The 23,626-nt window shown below is 44.9% G+C and carries 21 protein-coding genes; 16 read left to right on the top strand and 5 right to left on the bottom strand.

Features of this window, described 5'->3' with window-relative positions; genetic code table 11:
- Positions 1-128: 128 nt before the first annotated feature.
- From J7E38_RS21260 to J7E38_RS21240, 5 genes are all read left to right on the top strand, one after another.
- A complete protein-coding gene (locus J7E38_RS21260) occupies positions 129-1,142 on the top strand; it encodes an ABC transporter ATP-binding protein (RefSeq protein WP_214709394.1) in 1,014 nt (337 codons plus the stop codon).
- On the top strand, positions 1,117-2,085 hold the full coding sequence (locus tag J7E38_RS21255; RefSeq protein WP_214709396.1) for an ABC transporter ATP-binding protein: 969 nt from the start codon (positions 1,117-1,119) through the stop codon (positions 2,083-2,085). The genes J7E38_RS21260 and J7E38_RS21255 overlap by 26 nt, the downstream gene beginning before the upstream one ends.
- Before the next feature lie 93 nt (positions 2,086-2,178).
- Positions 2,179-3,780 carry an ABC transporter substrate-binding protein gene (locus tag J7E38_RS21250; RefSeq protein WP_214709398.1) on the top strand — a complete coding sequence of 534 codons (1,602 nt, stop codon included), beginning with the start codon at positions 2,179-2,181 and terminating at the stop codon, positions 3,778-3,780.
- 272 nt (positions 3,781-4,052) lie between these two features.
- Entirely contained in the window at positions 4,053-5,057 is a 1,005-nt protein-coding gene (locus J7E38_RS21245; RefSeq protein ID WP_214709400.1) for an ABC transporter permease, read from the top strand.
- 17 nt (positions 5,058-5,074) lie between these two features.
- On the top strand, positions 5,075-5,974 hold the full coding sequence (locus J7E38_RS21240; RefSeq protein ID WP_214709402.1) for an ABC transporter permease: 900 nt from the start codon (positions 5,075-5,077) through the stop codon (positions 5,972-5,974).
- 42 nt (positions 5,975-6,016) lie between these two features.
- Here the strand turns inward: J7E38_RS21240 and J7E38_RS21235 are convergent, their stop codons facing one another.
- From J7E38_RS21235 to J7E38_RS21225, 3 genes are all read right to left on the bottom strand, one after another.
- Positions 6,017-7,099, bottom strand: a complete 1,083-nt coding sequence (locus J7E38_RS21235) for an FUSC family protein (protein ID WP_214709403.1) — start codon at positions 7,097-7,099, stop codon at positions 6,017-6,019.
- Between the two features lie 443 nt (positions 7,100-7,542).
- The gene (locus tag J7E38_RS21230; protein WP_214709405.1) at positions 7,543-12,012 is read right to left on the bottom strand and encodes a glutamate synthase-related protein; all 4,470 of its coding nucleotides are present in this window, start codon (positions 12,010-12,012) and stop codon (positions 7,543-7,545) included.
- A 340-nt stretch (positions 12,013-12,352) separates the two neighbouring features.
- Positions 12,353-13,648 carry a glutamate-1-semialdehyde 2,1-aminomutase gene (locus J7E38_RS21225; RefSeq protein ID WP_215038909.1) on the bottom strand — a complete coding sequence of 432 codons (1,296 nt, stop codon included), beginning with the start codon at positions 13,646-13,648 and terminating at the stop codon, positions 12,353-12,355.
- A 157-nt stretch (positions 13,649-13,805) separates the two neighbouring features.
- Here J7E38_RS21225 and J7E38_RS24225 point away from each other — a divergent pair, with 157 nt between their 5' ends.
- Entirely contained in the window at positions 13,806-13,937 is a 132-nt protein-coding gene (locus J7E38_RS24225; protein ID WP_285291764.1) for a hypothetical protein, read from the top strand.
- Here the strand turns inward: J7E38_RS24225 and J7E38_RS21220 are convergent, their stop codons facing one another.
- Positions 13,938-14,504, bottom strand: a complete 567-nt coding sequence (locus tag J7E38_RS21220) for a YqjF family protein (RefSeq protein WP_214709408.1) — start codon at positions 14,502-14,504, stop codon at positions 13,938-13,940. It abuts the gene before it with no gap.
- 122 nt (positions 14,505-14,626) lie between these two features.
- Between J7E38_RS21220 and J7E38_RS21215 the strand changes: the two genes are divergently transcribed.
- The 9 genes from J7E38_RS21215 to perR all read left to right on the top strand — a co-directional run bounded on the left by J7E38_RS21215 (position 14,627) and on the right by perR (position 21,765).
- Complete coding sequence (locus J7E38_RS21215; protein WP_214709410.1) at positions 14,627-15,640, top strand: ABC transporter ATP-binding protein; 1,014 nt, start codon at positions 14,627-14,629, stop codon at positions 15,638-15,640.
- A complete protein-coding gene (locus J7E38_RS21210; protein ID WP_214709412.1) occupies positions 15,633-16,424 on the top strand; it encodes an ABC transporter permease in 792 nt (263 codons plus the stop codon). Before J7E38_RS21215 ends, J7E38_RS21210 begins: the two co-directional genes overlap by 8 nt.
- 3 nt (positions 16,425-16,427) lie before the next feature.
- On the top strand, positions 16,428-17,213 hold the full coding sequence (locus J7E38_RS21205; RefSeq protein ID WP_214709414.1) for an ABC transporter permease: 786 nt from the start codon (positions 16,428-16,430) through the stop codon (positions 17,211-17,213).
- A gap of 296 nt (positions 17,214-17,509) precedes the next feature.
- Positions 17,510-17,917 (top strand): potassium channel family protein, encoded by a 408-nt coding sequence (locus J7E38_RS21200; protein WP_214709416.1) that lies wholly within the window; start codon positions 17,510-17,512, stop codon positions 17,915-17,917.
- Positions 17,918-17,994: 77 nt separating this feature from the next.
- Positions 17,995-18,462, top strand: coding sequence for a thioredoxin-dependent thiol peroxidase (gene bcp / locus J7E38_RS21195; protein WP_214709418.1), 468 nt, complete (start codon positions 17,995-17,997; stop codon positions 18,460-18,462).
- Between the two features lie 124 nt (positions 18,463-18,586).
- Positions 18,587-19,453, top strand: coding sequence for a TetR/AcrR family transcriptional regulator (locus tag J7E38_RS21190; protein ID WP_214709420.1), 867 nt, complete (start codon positions 18,587-18,589; stop codon positions 19,451-19,453).
- A gap of 258 nt (positions 19,454-19,711) precedes the next feature.
- Positions 19,712-20,656, top strand: a complete 945-nt coding sequence (locus J7E38_RS21185) for a D-2-hydroxyacid dehydrogenase (protein WP_214709422.1) — start codon at positions 19,712-19,714, stop codon at positions 20,654-20,656.
- Between the two features lie 3 nt (positions 20,657-20,659).
- On the top strand, positions 20,660-21,211 hold the full coding sequence (locus tag J7E38_RS21180) for a cob(I)yrinic acid a,c-diamide adenosyltransferase (RefSeq protein WP_214709423.1): 552 nt from the start codon (positions 20,660-20,662) through the stop codon (positions 21,209-21,211).
- A gap of 110 nt (positions 21,212-21,321) precedes the next feature.
- Complete coding sequence (gene perR, locus J7E38_RS21175) at positions 21,322-21,765, top strand: peroxide-responsive transcriptional repressor PerR (protein ID WP_214709425.1); 444 nt, start codon at positions 21,322-21,324, stop codon at positions 21,763-21,765.
- A gap of 142 nt (positions 21,766-21,907) precedes the next feature.
- Here perR and J7E38_RS21170 read toward each other — a convergent pair whose 3' ends face one another.
- On the bottom strand, positions 21,908-22,252 hold the full coding sequence (locus J7E38_RS21170) for a YgzB family protein (RefSeq protein WP_214709428.1): 345 nt from the start codon (positions 22,250-22,252) through the stop codon (positions 21,908-21,910).
- 157 nt (positions 22,253-22,409) lie between these two features.
- Here J7E38_RS21170 and J7E38_RS21165 point away from each other — a divergent pair, with 157 nt between their 5' ends.
- Complete coding sequence (locus J7E38_RS21165) at positions 22,410-23,285, top strand: nucleotidyltransferase-like protein (protein WP_214709429.1); 876 nt, start codon at positions 22,410-22,412, stop codon at positions 23,283-23,285.
- Positions 23,286-23,626 lie beyond the last annotated feature (341 nt).

Below are 23,626 nucleotides of genomic sequence, written 5' to 3'. Positions count from 1 at the left end.
TATTATTATATTTAAATAATTAAGAAAAATCAGTGGACTATTTGTAGGCATTTAATATAAAATGTTTTACACAGACAGAATTAATTTTATTCAGCAATAATATTTCGGTAATAGAAAGGAGTAGGCAAGTGGTACATGCTCCGGTTTTAGAAGTGAAAAATTTAAGAACATCATTTATCACCAAGGAAGGTGAGGTTCCTGCGGTAGATGATGTCAGCTTTTCGGTCAATAAAGGAGAAATCCTCGGAATAGTCGGAGAATCGGGCAGTGGAAAGAGTGTTACATCCTTGTCCATCATGAAGCTGATACCCCAGCCGCCCGGGAAAATTGCAGGAGGGGAAATCCTTCTCAATGGCGAAGACCTGGTGCACGCTTCGGAGTCGAGGATGAGGGAGATCCGGGGAAATGAAGTGGCGATGATTTTCCAGGAACCGATGACTTCGTTGAATCCATTATTCACAATTGGTGAACAGCTGGTCGAAGCATTGAAAATACATAAGAAGCTGGGCAAAAAGGCTGCATATCAGCAGGCTGTGGAGATGCTGAAGCTTGTCGGCCTTCCCAGGGCAGAGCAAATTGTCAAGGAGTACCCTCACCAGCTTTCAGGCGGGATGAGACAAAGGGTCATGATTGCAATGGCACTCAGCTGCCACCCACGGGTGCTGATTGCAGATGAACCGACAACTGCACTTGATGTAACGATACAGGCTCAGATTTTGGCATTGATGAAGGATTTGAATGAAAAGCTTGATACGGCGATTATCATGATCACTCATGACCTTGGTGTCGTCGCAGAAGTATGCCAGCGTGTCGCTGTCATGTATGCCGGAAAGATTGTCGAGGAAGGGCTTGTCGGGGATATCTTCAAAAATCCGAAGCACCCTTATACTCTTGGTCTGCTTAAATCGATACCTGACATCCGGGATAAAAAAGAACGGTTATATTCGATACCTGGCAATGTGCCGAAGCCTGGTTCAATCAAGACAGGCTGCCGATTTGCGGCCAGATGTGAATTTGTCATGGACAGATGCCTGAGCGTGAACCCGGAACTCTATGAAACTGACAGGCCAGGTCATACTGTTCGCTGCCTGTTGCATGAGAAGGAGGGAGTAGCCGATGGCAGAAGTTCTGTTAAAAGTTGATGGTCTTAAAAAATACTTTCCTATTACAGGCGGAATCCTTGGGAAACAGACCGGGGCAGTCAAAGCAGTTGATGATATCAGCTTCTGGGTGAACAAAGGGGAAACCCTCGGTCTGGTCGGAGAGTCTGGCTGCGGGAAATCGACAACAGGCAGGATGCTGATGCGCCTGATCGATCCGACAGAAGGGCAGGTCGTGTTTGAAGGGAAAGACCTTGTGACCCTTTCTGATAACGATATGCGCAAGGCAAGAAAGGATATGCAGATGGTGTTCCAGGACCCCTTTGCGTCCTTGAATCCGAGGCATACTGTTGAAAAGATTCTCGAGGAACCTCTCATCGTCCATGGAATCGGGACGAAGAAGGAACGGAAGCAAATGGTCAGGGAAATGCTTGAGGTAGTCGGGCTCAGCAGTTACCATGCCAAACGGTATCCCCACCAGTTCAGCGGCGGCCAGCGCCAGAGAATCGGGATTGCCCGGGCACTGATGACGAGGCCAAAGCTGATCATAGCAGATGAACCCGTTTCAGCACTGGACGTATCCATTCAATCACAAGTATTGAATTTGCTGGAGGACCTGCAAAAGGAATTCCAGCTGACCTATATTTTCATCGCCCACGATCTTGGTGTGGTCAAACATATCAGCGATAGAGTGGGAGTAATGTATTTAGGCAGACTAGTAGAAATCACGGATGCGGATAAGCTGTACGAAAAACCGCTGCATCCATATACCAGGGCATTGCTTTCGGCAGTGCCGATTCCTGATCCGGATATCAAAAGGGATGGGGAGCTGCTGACCGGCGATCTCCCAAGTCCATCGAATCCGCCGCTGGGATGCGCCTTCCATACAAGGTGCAAGGAGTGTATGGAAATCTGCAAGACAGACAGGCCCGAACTGCGGGAGATTGAACCAGGTCATTTTGCTGCCTGCCATCTGTATTCCTGATCAAAAAGGAATGCTGGCAGGAAAAACAGCATAGATGATATATAACATGGACTGGATAAATAAAATCGGTCCGAAAAAACAAGGGGGAAGAATATGAAAAGGCGTTTTGGATTGATGTTTTTTGCGTTTATCCTCATCATTAGCATGGGGCTTGCCGGCTGTAATAATGATTCCGGCGGCAAGAAAACAGGCGGGGAATCTGGTTCTGAAGGCGGATCATCGTCTGGCGGAACTCTAGTATTTGGCCGTGGCGGCGATTCAACATCGCTTGATCCAGCTGTAACCACAGAAGGTGAAGCTTTTAAAGTAACAAAAAACATCTATGAAACTCTTATCGAATTCGGTGAGCAGGATACAGAAATTCACCCAGGTCTTGCAGAAGAATGGTCAGAGTCAGAAGATGGTTTGAAGCATACACTTAAACTCCGTAAAGGTGTTAAGTTCCATGACGGCACCGATTTCAACGCCGAAGCAGTCGTATTCAACTTCGAGCGCTGGAAGGCCGGAAATAAAGAACAATTCTATTACTATAATTCACAATTTGGCGATGTAATCAAGGAAGTAAAAGCAGTGGATGAGTATACAGTTGAATTCACATTAAACCGTATCCTTGCTCCATTCTACAAAAACCTTGCAATGTCTCCATTCGGAATTGCAAGCCCAGCTGCAATTGAGAAGTATGGTGATAAGTTCATTGAAAATCCAGTAGGTACTGGTCCATTTAAGTTCAAGGAATGGAAACGCAATGACAAAGTAACATTGGTGAAAAACGAAGATTACTGGGAGAAGGGACTTCCAAAGCTTGATGAAGTCATTTTCCGTGTCATCCCTGAAAACTCTGCTCGTCTGAATGCACTGAATACAGGCGAAGTTGACATTATTGACGGTGTAAACTTCAGTGATGTTGAATCAATCGAAAACAACAAGGATTTACAGACGTTCTATCGTCCTTCTTTGAACGTTGCTTACCTTGGTTTGAACAACGAACGCGGACCGCTTAAGGACAAGAAAGTTCGCCAGGCATTAAACCATGCGGTTAATAAGCAAGCGTTGATTGATGCTTTCTTCGCTGGAGCAGCAGAAGCTGCAAAGAATCCAATGCCGAAATCGGTAGCTGGCTATAACGATGACGTGGAACCATATGAATATGATCCTGCAAAAGCTAAGGAGCTTTTAAAGGAAGCTGGATATGAAGATGGCTTTGAAATTGAACTATGGGCAATGCCAGTTCCAAGACCGTATATGCCTGACGGAAAGAAAGTTGCTGAAGCGATTCAGAAAGACTTTGCTGAGGTTGGTGTAAAGGCGAAGATTGTCTCTTATGAGTGGGCAACATACCTTGAAAAGACACGTGTTGGTGAAGCGGATACGTTCCTGCTTGGCTGGACTGGTGACAATGGTGACGCTGACAACTTCATGTATGTTCTTCTAGACAAGGATAATATCGACAGCAATAACTATGCACGCTACGCCAGCGACGAGGTACATGACTTGTTCATCAAGGCTCAGTCTACAAATGACCAGGCTGAACGTGAAAAACTGTATAAAGAAGCTCAATTGTTAATTAAGGAAGATGCTCCTTGGATTCCGCTTGTCCACTCTGAGCCTGCACTTGCAGGAAGAGCTGACGTTACAGGTTTCAAGGCCCATCCAACAGGATCTGACCTGCTTGCAACGGTTGAATTCAAAAAATAATGCATCGGGGAAAGGGAGAACATATGCATTCTCCCTTTTCTTTTGGTAAAGGAAATTATTCAAATTAAGTAATGTCTAGCTCCAGCGCCTAGCCAGTTTTCATCCCTGACAGTGCATCCTCGAGTATCTTGCGAAAAGCGTTAGCTTTGAGCAGCTCGAGTCACTTCGGTCCGCCCATTGAAGTCAAAGAACGACTTCACGGGTCGGCCCTCCAGTGCTTGTCGGGGCTGACCAAGGCGCTTACGCTTTTCATCAAGAAATGAGGTGGGAAGGTGTTTGCCTATTCTGTCAGAAGGATTTTTTCACTAATTCCTGTACTGTTGGGACTATCACTTATTGTATTTTTCATGATCCGAGCAATCCCTGGCGATCCCGCCCAGGTCATTCTCGGACAGTTGGCGACTAAAGATGCAATTGCGGATTTAACGAGAGAGCTTGGACTCGACCAGCCGTGGTACGTGCAATATTTTAATTATCTTGGAGGGCTGCTGACCGGGGACTTAGGACAATCACTAAGGACGAAGTCGGAAATAAGCAATGAAGTCTGGCCATATCTAGCCGCAACAATGGAACTTTCATTTGTCGCGATGATGATTGCGATTTTTATAGGTGTCAATGCGGGAATCATCAGTGCGTGGTTCCAGAATTCCTGGTTTGATTACGGTGCAATGGTATTAGCTCTTGTCGGTGTATCGATGCCGATTTTTTGGCTGGGTTTGATGGAACAATGGATGTTTGCCATCAATCTTGATATCCTGCCGACCTCCGGGCGAGAAGAAGTAAGGAACCCGGTCGATGCAATCACGAATTTTTATATTATTGATACATTGATCCAGGGGAGAACCGATCAGTTCGTCGAGGTACTTAAGCATCTTGTCCTGCCTGCCATGGCGCTGGCAACGATCCCGATGGCCATCATTGCAAGGATCACCCGCTCGACCATGCTTGAGGTTATGAGGTCTGATTTTATCAGAACGGCAAGAGCGAAAGGGTTGAGCATGTTCTGGGTCGTTTACAAACACTCCCTGAAAAATGCAATCATCCCTGTATTGACGGTTATCGGTTTGCAGACAGGCCTTCTGCTTGGCGGTGCGATCCTGACCGAGACCATCTTCAGCTGGCCGGGGATTGGCCGATATATTTACGAAGCGATCAATTATCGTGATTATCCGGTAATCCAATCCGGAATCCTGATCATTGCGCTCATCTTTGTACTGATCAATCTAGTAGTGGACTTATTGTATGCAGCAATTGATCCTCGGATCAAATACCGTTGATGGAAGGGGAGAAATAGATGGAGATATCAACTCAAAAACAAATGCAGCCGCCGGCCGTGCAGGCAGAGGAAAAAGTGGCGTCTCCCTGGGCAGAAGCATGGTATAGTTTCAAGAAGAATAAACTGGCCGTTGTCGGAACGGTCATTGTCTTGTTCTTTATTCTGCTGGCAATCTTTGCACCATTGATTACGCCAGAGGGCATCAATGACCAGAAAATGGAGGTCCGTCTCCAGGCTCCTTCAGCAGATCACTGGTTCGGCACTGACGATTTTGGCCGAGATATTTTTTCCAGGGTTGTTTTTGGAGCAAGGATTTCTTTATGGGTAGGAACCTTTGCGGTAATGGGTTCAATCATCGTAGGCTGCCTGCTCGGTATCCTTGCCGGTTATTATGGCCGATGGGTTGATACCGTTATATCAAGAGCTTTTGATATTATGCTGGCATTCCCAAGCATCCTATTGGCAATTGCCATTGTTGCTGTTCTTGGACCTTCACTTAGGAATGCGCTCATAGCGATAGCAATCATTAATATTCCAAACTTTGGAAGATTGATTCGGTCGAGGGTACTAAGTGTTAAGGAAGAGGAGTACATCATGGCAGCGAAGGCTGTCGGAATGAGGGATAGCCGGATCCTTTTCCAGCATATACTCCCAAATAGTATGGCACCGATCATCGTCCAGGGAACATTGGCCATTGCGACAGCGATTATTGAAGCGGCCGCACTTGGCTTTCTTGGCCTTGGTGCAGACGCTCCAAATCCTGAATGGGGTAAGATGCTGGCAGATGCAAAAGATTTTATGATCCAGGCACCATGGACCATGATTTTCCCGGGGCTTGCCATCATGCTGACCGTACTTGGTTTCAACCTGATGGGAGATGGCCTGAGGGATGCACTGGATCCAAGAATGAAGAGCTAATCCAATATGTAAAACGAAAAGCAGCTGATAACCCAGCTGCTTTTAAATTTCCGTATTTTGTTCGATTGTGATATTGCCGTCGTCTTTATGATAGGACTGGAAGCTTGTCACAAGTTTATCGAGGTGTTCAACTTGCTCACCATATTCCATGATGATCGAGACTAATTGCATGACGTGGTACAGCATCTGGCTGTTTGTTTGATCCAGCTCATTTCTTTGCGCCAAAAACAATTCAAAAAGCTGTTTTTTGTCCAGGCACACCTCACCCACGATATAGGATGTTTCAGGGCGGACTTTTCCGACATACTTAAGCATTACTTGTTCATGATGATTGATCAGGCAATCCAGCTGCTGCTGTATGACATCCTGGAATTCAACGGGAAGCTGGTTGAATTCATTCTCATATCGATGAAGCCTCTTCAGTGTTTCCAATGATTTTTTTACCGTGCTGATCATCTGCCTATAGATGACGAGCTTACGTGATTTAGCGAGTGTATTATTTTTAAAATAATCACGTTCTTCTTTGTACATCATGTATAACTGATCGAGCTTGATAATGCCCTCGCGAAGCTTCTCAATGTCTGCCTTAAGGAGCTGGTGCTCGGAGGCGTGGCGAGTGCTCAGCCTGATCCATTTCGTGATTTCCTCTGATAAAATAGAACTCTTGTAATAGAGTTTGTTTTCATACTTGGGAGGCAGGAAAACAAGATTGACAATGAATGCAGATATAACCCCAAGCATGATGGTCGAGAAACGGATCAAAGCAAATTGAATAAAATCATCGCCCGGCGTCTCCATGATTGCGATTAAAGTCACCATCGAAAGCGAAATCGTTTTCTCCAGATTAAGCTTAAGGTTGAGTGTAATGACGAGTACAGCCGCAAGTCCGATGATGAAAATACTGTTGCCAAAAGCCATAACGAACAAGACAGCGGTCGCGGCGCCAATCAGATTGCCCTGGATATGTTCTATAATCGATTGATAAGAGCGGTATACTGTGGGCTGCAGGGCAAAGATTGCTGCAATCCCGGCAAAAACCGGTGATGGCAGATTGAAAATATTCGATAAAAATAAAGCAAGAGTGATGGCAATTCCCGTTTTCAGAATGCGGGCACCAAGTTTCATGGAGAGTGAATTCCTTTCATTAGAGACAAAAAATCTCATTCGTTAACTACAAAGACAGTGAAATTATTTATACTTTAAACCATTTCATTCAAAACTAAACAATTATGTACTATACAATGGAAATGGAAGAAGTTCAAGCGTCAATTTACCAAAAAACAAGCCTATTTTAAATGAAAGTGGTTACATTTATATTGGAGATTGTTTTCTTTTAGCTAACTTTTCTAAAATTATTTGAGATGTTCCTTAAATAATGAGAGATATTCCTTAAATAATGAGAGATATTCCTGAATAAGCGGATATATTCCTTAAAAACGGATTATATTCCTTAAAATCAAAATATATTCCTGAAAATCGATCCTTTATTCCTGAGTTAGAATAATTCTGGATTCTGACCAAAACAAATGGCCCCGTTTTAGTAACGGGGCCATTATCACTTTCTTAAATCATTCTGTTGATACCGCCGGGTCTGCCTGCTCTTTGACAGGAACGACCTGAACAAAGTGATCTTCTGGATGCTCCAATAATAATGCAAGCTCTTTGGCCTCATTTGCCTGGCCGTGGCGTGCCAGCATCTCGGTATAGGTTGTAAGCATTTCTTTTACATCCTGTATGCCTTTTGCGGATAGTGTCTCGATGGAAACCTTCGCGCCTTTGGCAATACGGCGGGTGAGGGCTTCACTTGTCAGGCCCATCTCCGGCTGATGTCTCAGGTAGACGACCCCGCCTGTCATGCCTGCGCAAATCCATGGTCCCGGATCACCGAGGACAAGTCCGCGGCCATTCGTCATATATTCAAACGCAAAGCCTTTGATATTGGCGTTTGTTCCAATGTTGCCGAATTCTTTTTCAGGGATTGGCTTTTTCACAAGTCCGCCGATGATCATATCAGCTCCTGATAAACGGATTCCGGCACGGGCGTCGGCATTGCCCTGTGCGACGAGTAATCCTTTCTGTGCTCCGTAGCCAAATCCTTTACCAACCGAACCATTGTAGAAACCGCCATCCTTGCCAGGGGATTTCGCGATTAAAATCGTACCGCCAAATGAAGTCTTGCCGACTCCGTCCTGGCCGCCGCCGTCAATCTCGATGTTGATGCCATCCGTGTTGTAGGCGCCAAGTCCGTTTCCGAGTATGGAACCTTTGTAACGGAGTGAGACTGGCTGCAGATTGCGATAGGAGCCATCAAGACGTCCTCGGACGCGATGGCAGGAAACCCTGCTTGCCAGCACACGCTGTTCGGCAGTGACCGCCTGGAATTCGCGTGACTGATGTAGCTCTTCGTCGATCGCATCAAGATACTCAGCGCCTGCAGCGACCTGGAGCTGTGCTGATGCCATTGTGGCAGCAGCTTCTTTTTGATGCATGATCTGCCCAATTTCAAGCGGCTTCAGCAGGTAGGTCAAATCAAGCAAGTCTTTTCCTTTAATCTGTTCCAGTAAATCTGATCGGCCGACTGCTTCCTGCAGATTCTTGATTCCGGCAGATGCAGCCAGAGCCTTCAGTTCGTTCCCGAAAGCAGTGAACAGGTTCATGATGCCCTGGACGGCAAGATCGAACTGGCGAGGGACGAAACGGCGCAATCCGTGCTCCTTTGCCTGTGCTTCCGAGTCGATTTGCGTTGCAATACCGACATGGCAAGTATCAAGATGGCAGCCGCGGCAAGTTGTACAGCCGATGGCAAGCATTGACAGCGTTCCGAAACCTACACGGTTTGCTCCAAGAAGCATATATTTAATTACATCCTGGGCACTCTTCACACCGCCGTCAGCCCAAAGCTCGACATTGTCGCGGAGTCCTGCTTCAAGCAAGGCATTGTGTGCCGCCTTAATGCCTATTTCGGCAGGCAAGCCGACAAACTGGAGTGCGTGGATACGGGCAGCACCTGTACCGCCGTCAAATCCGCTCAAGGTGATGATATCAGCCCCTGCTTTGGCGATCCCGACAGCAATCGTACCGATATTCGGAACGACAGGGACCTTTACAGCAACACGCGCTTGATCATTTGCTGTCTTCAGCTCATGGATCATTTGCGCAAGGTCTTCGATTGAATAAATATCATGGTTGTTCGATGGTGAAATCAAATCGGAACCAATGGTTGCATTCCTTGCTTCCGCTATTTTAGCCGTAACCTTAGAACCAGGAAGGTGTCCGCCTTCCCCAGGCTTCGCACCTTGACCAATCTTGATTTCAAGAAGATTGGAAGAGTTCAGCAGCTCGGCATTCACTCCAAAACGACCGGAAGCAACCTGCTGGCCGCGTGTGCGCGGATACTTGCCAAGCATATCCTTGATTTCGCCGCCTTCACCGTTCATGCTGACCATGTTCAAGCGGTCGGCGCCTTCAGCGTATGCACGGAATGCGATTTCGTTTTGCGAACCGAATGACATTGACGCGATGACAAATGGAAGGCTGTGGTCACCTACGCCAATTTCAACTTCTTCCGGTGAAACTTTTGCGCCAGTCTTTTTCAATCCAGTCAAATGGCGGATCGTAGTCGGGTTGCTGTCTTCCTGTTCGGAAATTTTCTCACGGTAGACACTGTAGTCCCCGGTAGAAGCAACCTCACCAATTGCCTTCCAAATACGAGGGAAGAGGTGGAACGTCTTGCCGATCCGTTCTTTTTCGTTCTGGAAATCTTCCGCTCTTTTCAAAGCATCTTCTTTCATTGCATCAAAATTGTATGCAAGTTCATTGGAACCAAAGAAGTTCACGATCACTAAGTAATCTGCTACTTCATCATTCAGACCGATTGCCGAGAACAGACGACCGTATCCGCGCAATTCATGGATCCCGATCGTGGAAATAACCTTTTCAAGGCCTTTCGTCAGGGCGCTGTACAGATTCACAAGTGGCGTGATGGACTCATCAAGTACGGTCATGAACATATAATATGGGCTGACTGCGTCTGCGCCCAGGCCAAGTGCAACAATGATATCATGCAGCGATCTTAATGAAGCAGAACGAAGCAGGAGTGAGCAGTCGCGTCGCAATCCTTCTTTTACAAGAGCCTGGTCAACCGCCGAGATGACCAGATGCGGATCGAGCCACAGCGCATTTTCCTGGTGGGCCATTGCGTCGTCAAGAATAAGCAATGTTTTGCCATCCTTCACAGCAGCAATTGCCTCTGCAGCAAGTCTCTCAAGTGCATCCTTGACTGTTTCCTCATTGTGGAAAACTGTTTCCAGGTAGGCAGCAAGTTTGTCATCCTGATAGCAATGGATGACCTGGTCCATGCTTGGCTGGCCAGTTTTCAGCGAAGCCTCATAGCCTGCTTTGCCTTCGATAAGAAGAGGGGTGAGCAGTTCGAAGACTTTCCCTGTTTCTGTTTTTCCGAAAAGCGAAGGGCGCTTGCCGAGAACTGTCCTTGTTGAAAAATGTTCCGCTTCGCGGTCACGGTCTATTGCAGGATTCGTTACGACAGCGACACTCTCTTTAATAAAATCAGCGATATTTTTGCGTTCTGGATTCATCGCTGCAAGTGGAGCGTCATGCCCAAGAGAGCGGATTGGCTCTGCCCCTTTTTCAGCCATCTGTTCGACGAGCTGGACGTGGTCACGCTCCCAGCCGAATGCTTTATATTGTCCGTTATGGATTTTATCCGGGTATGTCATCGTTACCGTTTTGGCAAGCTTTGCACCTTCAAGGCGATGACGGGCTTCCTGGAAAGAAATGCGCCCGGAAAAACGCTGATAAACCGCACTCTGGAACTGTTCCATTTCATAAACTTCGATTGTATCACCGTTCCATTTCAGGCCGACCTTCTCGCCAGGTGCAAGTGGCTTGGGATCATTTGTGTACTCCGTTGAGGAAATGATTCCCGGTTCTGATGAGAACAGGTATGAGCTTTCTGTTTCAACCATCCAGAGAGGGCGAAGTCCAAGTGCGTCCACACTGAATACTGCTTCGTCGGCAAATCGTGAAATAATGCCGGCTGGCCCCTGTGCGAAATGTCCCCAGGCTTCGCGGATATAAGTATATAAATCTTGTAAATGCTCCGGATAAGCTTTGATTTCATTGATGATCGGCGGGAACATCATGTCCATCGCCTCAAACAATGAATAGCCATCACGGCAGATGAATGTTTCCAGTGTACGGCTTAAATCCTGTGAATCACTGCCGTCTTTGACGAGCGGGACATTGACCATGCGCGCTTCGTCGCGGAGTCTTGCAATCGTATTGATTTCTCCATTGTGGCCAAGGACGCTGAATGGCTGTACACGGAAAAAGCTTGATAGAGTATTAGTTGAATAGCGGTTGTGTCCGAGTGTCATAGTGGATGCTACAAGCGGGCTTGCCAGGTCTTGATAGTATTTCGGCAGGATGTCTCCTGCGCCCATTACCTTGTAAACAACATGATATTGGCTAAGAGAAGCGACATGTACCTGCTCGTTTTTCTCGAAATCTACGATCATATTAAACAATTTGCCTGAAAGCTTCTGTCCGACTTCATCTGCAAGGCATGCGAACTGCCAGAATACAGGGTTTTCCTGTATGGCAATCGGGCCAAGTGCTTCCGGATTTGTGACTTCAACAGATGAAAAGATCGGCTTCATGTTTTGTTCTTCAAGCTTTGCTTTAAGTTCATCCTGGATTGCTTCTGCCTGTTCGGTCCTCGTGATGAAAACATGTCCGACGACGAAGTTTTCTTTGTCCACAGCGCTGGCATCAACACCAGCGTCAGTGAGCTTTTCCTTCCATAGCGCCCGTGGAATATCGATGTGCACACCAACTCCATCACCTTCGCCATTGATAAAACCAGCACGGTGGTTCATGGTGACGAGACCATCAATACAGTGGAAAATATTCTCGCGTGTAGGGATTTTCTTTTTTTCGATGCTTGCTACGATCCCGCATGCATCATGTTCGAATCTTGAGAAATCTTTGAATCGGGAAGGGCTCCATTGTGTTGTCATAAAATCGGCTTATAAAGTGTTCCTTTAAGCCGGTTCACCTCCTGAAAAATAATCTATGTTTTGACGTTTGATATCTTGGTACATGAGGGTAAAACGCTTAGACGGGATTTTAAAGCAGGGATTTAAAGCGGCCACTTGAATGGCGAATTTTAAGAATATTAATAGCAACTATATCATAAGAATTTTCAGAAATCAATTATTTATACATATTTTTGGATGACAGAAAAGCCGAGAGAAAGTATCAGGAATGAAAAACACCTAATAATGTAAACGTTTTCATTCAAAGGATAAAAAATAACAGGCACCAGATTGATGCCTGTTGTGTATAAAAAATGTATATTTATTCATTTACCATTGAATAAAATGCCTGGTCGACTGCATGCAGGGTAGCTTCGATATCTTCCTGTGTATGAGCAATCGTCACGAACCATGCCTCATATTTGGAAGGAGCGAGGTTGATTCCCTGCTGAAGCATCAGGTTGAAGAAGCGTGCAAACATTTCGCCATCTGTGTTCTCCGCCTGTTCATAATTCTCAATTTTTTCAGTTGTAAAATAGATGGTCAGCGCGCCCTTCAAACGATTAATTGTGATAGGAATGTCATGCTTCTTTGCTGAAGCAGTAATTCCTTCTTCGAGCATCGCACCGAGCTGATCAAGATATTCATACACGCCATCCTGTTTCAGAACCTCCAGGCAGGCGATACCGGAAAGGATGGAAGCAGGGTTACCAGCCATCGTGCCCGCCTGATATGCAGGGCCGAGCGGAGCGACTTTTTCCATGATTTCAGCACGGCCCCCATAAGCGCCGATTGGCAATCCGCCCCCAATGATTTTTCCCATCGCTGTCAGGTCAGGTGTGATTCCCAGCAAGTCCTGTGCACCGCCGTACATAAAACGGAAGGCTGTGATGACTTCATCGAAAACGATCAGCGCTCCTGCCTGGTGGGTAAGCTCCTTCACTTCTTCAAGGAAGCCTGGTTTAGGCTCGACGATTCCGAAGTTGCCGACAATCGGCTCCACTAGAACTGCCGCGATTTGGTCACCCCACTTTTCAAGTGCTTCCTTGAAAGGTTCAATATCATTGAATGGTACTGTAATGACTTCCTGGGCAATGCTCTTAGGCACACCAGCCGAGTCAGGGGTCCCAAGAGTGGATGGACCTGATCCTGCCGCAACAAGTACAAGGTCAGAGTGGCCGTGGTAGCAGCCGGCAAACTTGATGATTTTATCGCGCCCTGTATAAGCCCGGGCCACGCGGATTGTCGTCATGACTGCTTCAGTACCTGAATTCACGAAACGTACTTTATCAAGAGCAGGCATTGCTTCCTTCAGCATTTTCGCGAATTTTACTTCATGAGGGGTTGGCGTGCCATATAATACACCCGTTTCGGCCGCTCTTTTGATTGCCTCGGTTATATGCGGATGGGCATGCCCCGTTATGATCGGGCCATATGCTGCCAGATAATCGATATATTGATTGCCGTCCACATCCCAGAAGTATGCTCCCTGGGCACGTTCCATCACAACAGGGGCGCCGCCGCCGACGGCCTTGTAGGATCGGGACGGGCTATTTACGCCTCCGACGATATGTTCAAGTGCTTCATTATGTATTCGCTCAGAATTCGTTCTTTGCATCATTAAACCTCCTAAATATGACTGCCTAATTATTTTATCATTAATTTTACTTTTTACCGATTGTTTCACTTTTCGTTCATTTTTCATGAAAAAAAGAAGCTCAAAAAGATCACTGCGGCTTTTCGGGCTTCGGCGGCCAGAAGAAGGCCTTTTTGTATTGGTTGTAATGAAGGAGCGGTGGTTCTTTCAGCCCATCTTGATTGATAAAAGGGATGAGCATGTCCTGGATGATCACTGCTTCGGCCCGCTGAAGTTCCCATTTTGTGTGGTGGATGTCACCGCGGATTAGTTAGCTGCCCCGCTTTGTCCACAAACAATATCTCTCGGTGAACCAATGCTCCAACGTACCTTGCTCAGCGAAGAAAACTTCGGTTACTGGTTTATACCTGAGCTTCAGCATTGCATTCACATCTGCAGCAGGGATACGGCTGGAGTTTAACTCAAAATAATCTTTCACCCGGAAGTCCATGTTCGCTTGTTTATAGTTCAGGCCAAAAACGGCCTTTGCTCCCAGTACTGCAAGCAAGTGATTGGCATCAAGCGAAAAGAAATACACACCAGACCTTGGGCCGTATTTTACATATGTCCGAACGTTTACCTCAATATAAGAACTTAAGAATGGGATGGCGGGCGTGAATCTTCCGCGAGTGTTCTTCACCTGGAACGGCACAATCCCAACCCAGGCGCTGCCATCGAAAGTATCGATTTCCAATTCGCGCGGAATATGTTCCCTTAATAAGGCAACAGGGACTGGCCAGTGAGCGAATAAAGTGTGATGCCATTCCTGGGTCATCATCCAATTCATATCTGTCAGAGGATAGGGACGATGGCTCTGGATGAGCAATTCCTTGTGCAATCAACATTCCTCCTTTTTTATGGATAAACTACCCTTGAAGAAACAAGGGTAATCAGGCATAGCATTTGTTTTAGCAAGGAGGATTGGCTAAACTGTTTGAGTGACCAAAGGAGGAAATCATCATGAATGCAATGGAAGTGAATGGACTGCGGAAGGAATTCAAGGCGTATTCGAGCCGTTCCGGATTATCGGGAGCCTTCCGGGATCTTTTTACACGTAATTATAAAATCGTTCCTGCAGTGAACGATATCAATTTTACCGTCAAACAGGGAGAGATGGTCGGTTACATTGGCGAAAATGGCGCCGGGAAATCGACGACCATTAAAATGCTGACCGGAATCCTGACACCGACTTCAGGGAGTGTCATCGTGAATGGCATGAATCCGCATAAGGAAAGGGAAAGGTTCGTCCAGACGATTGGAGTCGTGTTTGGCCAGCGTTCCCAGCTCTGGTGGGATATCGCTGTCCAGGAATCGTTCCGCCTGCTGAAAAAAGTATATAAAGTTTCGGATGCCCAGTATAACGAGCATATGGACCATGTCATCAAAACGCTTGACCTGGAACCGCTGCTCGATAAGCCGGTAAGGAAGCTTTCGCTCGGGCAGCGGATGCGCTGCGAGCTTGCCGCCGCATTGATCCATAATCCGCCGCTGCTGTTCCTTGATGAGCCGACGATTGGCCTGGATGTGCTTGTTAAGCTGAAGATCAGGGAGTTTTTAAAAGAAATCAATGAGAAGTACAATACGACGATCCTGCTTACGACGCATGACCTGACAGATATCGAAGCACTATGCGAGCGGGTCATCATGCTTGATGAAGGGAACATCATCTATGATGGCGCCCTGAAAAGTCTGAAGGAGAAATGGGGAGAAGGGAAGGAAATCAGTTTTGAGTTCCTTGAACCTGCTGAGATTAGCAATCTTGAGTCGCTGACGGCCGATCTGGATATCAAATGGGAGCTGGACGAGAAGAGTCAGGTCTTCACCGCTTTGACAGGGGACGATGAGGAAACGGTGTCCCAGGTGATTGCCCGGACGGTCGCTGCCTATAAGGTCAGGGATGTAAAAATCAATGAGCCATCAACAGAAGAAATCATCCGCAATATCTATGACAAAGGGATGGCGCTCAATGGATAAATATCTTGAAATGATCCGCATCCGTTTTTTGATGATGCTGGCGTACAGGACGAATTATTATACGGGAATCTTGATTTACAGCATCAATATCGGAGCTTACTACTTTCTTTGGAATGCAATTTACGGCGGGAAAAGTGAAATAGAAGGCTTGAGTGCGGTCCAGATGACGACGTATGTGGCGGTTGCCTGGATGGCGAGGGCGTTTTATTTTAACAATATCGACAGGGAAATGGCGACGGAAATCAAGGAAGGCAAGGTAGCCGTTGAATTGATCAGACCATACAGTTATCTCGGCATGAAAACGATGCAGGGACTGGGAGAAGGGATTTTCAGATTGTTTTTCTTTTCTGTTCCCGGAATGGTGATTGTCGCGTTGATTTTCCCTTTGGAATTTTCAGCGGATGCCGCGACCTGGGGATTATTCGGGATTTCAATTGTGCTCAGTTTTTTCATCAACACACAATTGAACCTGCTGACCGGAATCACGACTTTCTTCTTATATAATAATACAGGCCTGATCCGGGCCAAGCGTGTCCTGATCGACCTGTTCTCCGGATTGCTGCTGCCGATCAGCTTCTTTCCTGGCTGGTCTCAGGAAATCATGAGGTTCCTACCGTTCCAGGGAATCAGCTATATCCCAAGTATGATTTTCACGAATGGCTTCACAGGGAGCGAGGCAGTCGAAGGTCTTATGCTCCAGGCCGCATGGGTGTTGATATTGGTGATCCCGACCCAGATCCTTTGGGTCATCGCAAAAAAACAATTGATCATACAGGGAGGGTGACGAGTGTTTTACGTTAGCATGTTTTTTCAGTATGTCGCCCAGTATATGAAAACGAGGCTCGAATACCGGGCAGATCTGGTCGTTGAAATATTTTCGGATTTATTGTTCCAGGCGGTCAATCTGATTTTTATCCTGGTGGTATTCGACCATACCGAATTCCTGAACGGCTGGAGCCGGGATGAAATCATCTTTATATACGGATTCTTCCTTGTGCCGTACGCACTTTTTTCATCCTTCTTCAATATTTGGGATTTCAATGAACGCTATATTGTAAAAGGGGAACTTGACCGGATTCTGACAAGGCCGATCCACAGCCTGTTCCAGATCATCCTTGAACGGATGGAGCTGGAATCCTTGTTCGGAGCCATCACTGGCTTGGCTGTCATGTTTTATGCCGGAAGCCGGCTTGGCCTTGAGGTGAGCTGGTATGATCCTTTCTTGTTTGTTTTATTTGTTCTGGGCGGTGTTCTTGTTTATGCCGGCATTTTCGTGATGATCGCCTGCATCAGCTTCTGGGCAGATGCCCGCACATCAATCATGCCGATGATGTACAATATCGGGAACTACGGCCGCTATCCAGTTGATATCTATAACAAGGCAATCCGGTTTGTACTGACATGGATTTTGCCGTTCGCCTTCGTCGGAGTCTATCCCGCTGCCTATTTCCTCGGACGGGATGAGTGGTATGGCTATTCATTTTTAACACCAGTAATCGGGCTCGCCTTTTTCAGTTTGTCCGTGTTCATTTGGAATGAAGGCGTTAAAAGATACCGGGGTGCGGGGAACTGACTCAGCTCCTTAAGGGGAAAGATGCCCTTATTAGGTCCGAACCAGCTCTATAAGGGTATCATTGCAGGAGAAAGATGCCCTTATGAAGTCCGAACCGCTTCAAAAGGGTATCATTCCTTAAGACAGTGCCACAGCAATAAACTTGCTGTGGTCTTTTTTATGCTTTCATACAGATCTTGTGTTGTAATGAGGAAAACAGTCAGAAGCATGAAACTCAAGCAGAGTGTACTTGCTGTCATACTCCTATTTTCACCAGCGTATAGTGAAGGGAGAGAGGCAGGAAATGAGGCTTGAAAATGCAATTTTACATTTCAATTTTTTTGATTGTTTTAGCGGTATTTTTGAGTTTGCGGACATTATTCATTCCTCATAAGATTAAAGGCAAGCAGGTCTCGTTCGAAAATTTTGTCACACTTGCGCTGATTTATGCGACGGTGATGGCTGGTTTTGGCTTATTGTATTATTTGCTTGATTTGAAGGGAATCTGGGTACTATCCGATGAGAGCATGCGGCCAAGCACTTCGTCCTATGAAAGGATGTCAACGAGCATGTACTTCAGTGCCATCACCCTGTTTTCTGTGGGATATGGTGATATTGCACCAGTCGGGATCGGGCGGGCGATTGCTGTTTTGGAGGCGTTGATTGGTTACACGATTCCTGCAGCGTTTGTAACGAGAGCCATGTTTGATCAAAAACGTTCCTGAAGTGTTCCTTTGATTTGTATTCCAATCCGAAATTAGATAGGCTAATGATAATAGATCACATTTTGGAGGGATACATAATGGCACTGGCTATAGGTGAAAAAGCACCGGCGTTTGAGCTGCCGGCAAGCAATGGAGAATCTGTAAAACTTTCCGATTTTGCAGGAAAGAATGTGGTGCTCTATTTTTACCCGAAAGATATGACACCGGGCTGCACAACGGAAGCATGTGATTTCCGCGATCACCATGAAAGCTTTGAGGGATTGAATGCTGTCATTCTTGGAGTGAGCCCGGATCCGATTAACCGGCACGAAAAATTTATTGAAAAGCATGGATTGCCTTTCCTTCTTCTTGCGGATGAAGACCATAAAACAGCTGAGGATTATGGGGTCTGGCAGCTGAAGAAAAACTTTGGCAAAGAATACATGGGCATCGAAAGGTCTACCTTTATAATTGATAAGGAAGGCAATCTTGCCAAAGAGTGGAGAAAAGTTAAAGTAAAGGGCCATGTGGAAGAGGCGCTGAAATTCATTAAAGAAAACCTGTAAACATTGAGGCAGCCAGATATGGCTGTCTTTATTGCTGTTTTGATGCCGGTTATAAGTTATAATAGGGTATAATTATTACTATGACCAGTCAGTCAATCGATGTTAAGTTGGGGAGGCAATGAAGGTGAAGGAAAAAGAAAAAGCAATCATCGAAGCAGCGATTAAGCTTTATGCAACGAAAGGGTTCGCTTCTACCTCAATCCAGGAAATTGTCACGGAAAGCGGAATCTCTAAGGGTGCTTTTTATCTTTATTTCAAATCTAAAGAGGCTTTGTTGATCGCAATTCTTGAATATTATTTTGATTATATCCAAAAGAAACTTGCAGTATTTGAAAATGATAATCTGCCTCCCAGGGAAAAGTTTACTTTGCAGTTGACGGCATTATTCAATACCATGATTGAGCATAAGGAATTCATCATCATGCAATCAAGAGAACAGGCCATTCCCTTGAATGAAGAGGTAAAGGAATTGATGATCCGCAAGTATTACGAAGCACAAATGTTTTATCAAGGCAGCCTGCGGGCAATCTACGGTAAAAGGGCCGAACCGCATCTATGGGATATGGCGCTTATGCTTGAAGGATTCTTTAATTCATATATAAAGCTGCTTCTATTCAATCCAGAAGGCTTCAAGATAGATGAATTAGTGGGGTACATTCTTAGAAGAGTGGATTCATTGGTTGATGGACTGCAAGGAGAGAAGCCGCTGGCAACAGAAGAAAAAGTCGATGAATTGATAAAAAAGACAAAGGCATTCTTCCTGACAAATGGACAGGACATAAAAAACATCCTCAACAAAATGAAACATGTTATTTCTGATCTTCCTAATCGCGATGACTTGTACATTACACTGGATGTACTGGAGAGTGAGATTGAAAGGGAAACACCCCGTATCCCGGTTATCCAGGGAATGCTATCGAACCTGAAAGATGAGCCAATGCTTGATTTGTATCGTGAAGCGATTGCGAAAAAATATGACCTAAAGGGGTAATTTCTCCGCCTATTTTTATCAATACAGGCTACTGTCCATTCATTTCGACTGTAAGTGAATATCATTGTATTAGGGCATACCTCCTCAAACATTTTAGCGGGCTTAACTGGCCCGCCTTTTTTATGGGAAAAAGAGGGTTGAAATTACCACTGTTCCATATGAGCACCGGCTTTTCATTTTTCAGGCGTGGAAGTTGTTTAATTAAGTGAAAATTAATACAATTAGTAGTACGACACTAGAACGAAGGGTTGGGTAATAATGAATATTTACTCCTCGATTCATCCGGCTGAAGCATTGCAGGAAGAGGTGAAAAAGGAATTTCCTCAGGTGAGTTTTGAATTCCATAAAGGGATCAAAGAAGATTTATTTTTCGATGCAGAGATTTTCCTTACCTATGGTGAAGATTTGACGGAAGAACTAATCGGCAAAGCAGACAAGCTCAAATGGATTATGGTCATGTCTGCAGGTCTGGATAAAATGCCATTTGAAGCGTGTAAAAAACGCGGAATCCTTGTTACGAATGTGCGTGGGATTCACAAAATCCCTATGGCTGAATTTACCATCGGCATGATGCTGCAGCATGTTAAACAAATGAAATCGTTATGGTCAAATGAACAAAGCACAACTTGGGAACGGAAATTGCCAATGGGGGAATTGTACGGCAAGACATTGCTCATTCTAGGTATAGGGGCTATTGGGGGAGAAGTGGCCCGTCTGGCAAAAGCATTTAATATGCAAACGATTGGTGTGAACCGGAGTGGCCGTGAAGCCGACTGGGCAGACGAAATTTATACGATGGAAAACTTCAGGGAAGCCTTGCCGAAGGCGGATTTCATTGTTTCGGTATTGCCAAGCACGCAAGAAACAAAGCATTTCCTTGATTTGAACGATTTTACCTTAATGAAAGACACAGCCGTATTTATCAATATTGGCCGTGGCGATTTGGTCCAAGATGAGGTGTTATTGGCCGCACTTCAGGAAAAAAAGATCGCTCATGCATATCTGGATGTTTTTTATGAAGAACCATTAAAAGAAAGTCATCCATTCTGGACGATGGACAATGTAACCGTAACGCCGCATATTTCAAGCCTGACCAAAAATTATTTGCCAAGGTCCTTTGAAATTTTCAAACAAAACCTTTATACATATCTAAATAAAGCCACTGATTACATCAATGTAATCGACATGGACAGGGGGTACTAGGAAATGAAAATCTACACAAAGACAGGGGACAAAGGAACAACCTCGCTTATTTATGGAACAAGAGTAGCAAAAAATGATAAACGTGTTGAAGCTTACGGAACATGTGATGAGACAAATTCAATGATTGGACTCGCGCTCAGTTATCTGAATGGAGAGTATTTCAACGGGAAAGAAGAAATGCAGCAAATCTTCCATAAGATCCAGACAGTATTGTTCCATGTCGGTGCCGAATTGGCCACGCCCCCTGGGAAAGAAGTAAAATGGGCCCTTGAAGCAAAGGATATAGAAGAACTGGAGAAGAAAATCGATGATTGGGATGCTGTACTCCCACAGTTGACGAACTTCATTCTTCCTGGGGGACACCAGGCAGGGGCTACGCTTCATGTTGCAAGGACGGTTGCTAGAAGAGCAGAACGCCAGGCTGTTGAACTGGGAGAAGAGGTTAACCCGCTTGTTCTGTCCTATTTGAACCGACTATCGGACTTCCTGTTTATCGCCGCAAGATATGTGAATATGCATCTGGGAGCAAAAGAACAAACTTTGCATCAAGGTTGAAGGTTGTAAATGTTTGTGGTGAAGCAATATTGACAAAAGTGGAATAAAATTAGTACACTAATTATAAACATTATAAAATAAGAATTATAATCTAAAAAGAAGTGAGGTGCATGGCGGTGGTACAGAGTCAGTTAAAAGAAGCCCTTGATACCTTGAAGGATACAGGCGTCCGTATTACTCCGCAACGTCATGCGATACTCGAATATTTAATAAACTCAATGTCGCACCCTACCGCTGATGAAATCTATAAGGCGCTTGAAGGTAAATTTCCAAATATGAGTGTAGCGACGGTTTATAACAATTTGAGAGTATTCCGTGAAGTTGGATTGGTCAAAGAACTGACATATGGGGATGCCTCCAGTCGTTTTGACTTTGTGACTTCCCATCATTATCACGTCATCTGTGATCAGTGCGGGAAAATCGTTGACTTCCATTACCCTGGCCTTGACGAAGTTGAGCATTTAGCTTCCCATGTAACAGGTTTTAATGTTGGACACCATAGAATGGAAATATACGGTACTTGTCCGGAATGTTCGGCAAAGGATGTCCATTAATACTTACGGCTGATGGCACTTGCTATCAGTTTTCTTTTTTGTCTGCTTAGTTGCTTTTCTGTCCTAATCAATGATGAAAAACAGCATTTGTAAGCATTGTTTTTGGATAAAAAAAGAACTCGGCAAAATCCGAGTTCTTTTTTTATTTCTTTCGATTGTATTGTTCATCGAACTCCTTGCCTTCCAGAGAAGCATCGAGAGTTAAAGGTTCATTGCAATACATGCAAATATCCACCCTGCCAAGCATTTTCGTTTGTTTCCCGCAATTAGGGCAAACTACCTGAATGGTCTTCGTTGATAATAATCCTATCCAAAAATAGACAACCGTGCTGGCAATAATGAATAGCAATCCCAAGATCATAAAAATAGTCATGACCAAAAAATGACTGCGGAAGAAAATGCCCGCATACATGACGATGAAGCCGATGAAAATCAGGCTCAACGCAAAGGTGCGGATTTTATTTATTTTACTTGAATACTTACCCATTGAAATTTCCCTCCCTAAAATCTAACTATATCATACTATTTCCGGCAAGATAATCATAAAAAGTGAACACCGATGTCGAAAATTGTCTAGATGAAATGCAGGAGATTTTATATAATTGTCGAACATATATGCTAACAAACAAATGGAGGAGTTTATTATGGAGGATATCCTTCGTTCGATTTATCAAGAACGTGCAAGCCACCCTAACACAGTAGGAGTGGTTGCGGTGGAGAAGAGGCACAAAGCGCTCGCCGCCACCGATACATTTGATGTCATATTGCTTATTATAGTGAAAGAAAATAATGAACCTGTATTTGTTAAACATTATTCCTATCAAGATAAAAAAGCCGCAATGCATATTGTTACTGAAAAGCAGATCAATGATTGGCTCCTGACTGGCAGCAATAAAAAGATTTTTGATTGGCTCTACAACGGGAAGATCATGTTTGATCGGAATGAAAAAATCGCTGAGTTGAAACACGAACTTAGAGAATTCCCGTTTTTCGGCCGTAAAATAAAAATGGGAATCGAGTTTGCCAAATTGATCAGAAGGTATTCAGATGGCAAGATGCTATTTGATAACTTTAATTATTTGGATGCCTACAATCATGTTGTTCATTCATTGCATCATCTTGCAAGGCTTTCGGTCATAGAGAATGGCTTCCATCCCGAAGTGACCGTCTGGCATCAAGTGAAGCAGATCGAGCCGGAAATCTATAAATTATATGAAGAGTTGATTTGCAGTGAAGAGACAATAGAAAAGAGGCTGGAGCTCTTGTTCCTGGCAAGTGAATTCCTGATCCACAAAAGGACAAAAGTAGGCAGCCAGCATTTGGTGGAAGTGCTGGAAGGGGAAGAGTATTGGGCATTCAGTGACCTGATGGCACATCCGGAACTTTTGCCGTATTCTGTTGACCTGGGAATCCTTGTAGAGTATTTGATTGATAAAAAAATTCTTGAAGTGGTCAACATTGAAACAAAAGGCCAGGGCATTTATCACAGATATTATAAGGTTGCTGAAAAGTTATCCTGAAAAAACGAAAAAACCTATTGACTATTTAAAAATTACTTGGTATATTAATAACCGTCGCTGCGGAACACGGCAAAAACATTTTCGCGGCAGACGGTTTACAACTTAAAAAGTATTTTTCAATGAAAAACATTTTTAGAAAAAAGTGTTGACAGGAAAAATGCTCGATGGTATATTAGTAAAGTCGCTTCTGGGCGACATGCTAACTAACTTGCTCTTTGAAAACTAAACAAACAAGCGTCAACAAACAATAAATTTTCATGCTTCTATTATAGAAGACATGAGCCAACGTTTTAACTTATGAGCTAACTCATAACTCTTTTTTGGAGAGTTTGATCCTGGCT

The organism is Bacillus sp. ISL-35 (genome assembly GCF_018613355.1).
Classification (GTDB): Bacteria; Bacillota; Bacilli; order Bacillales; family Cytobacillaceae; genus Mesobacillus.
The sequence above is the reverse complement of the archived record's forward strand: the minus strand, read 5'-3'. Positions and strand labels throughout refer to the sequence as shown.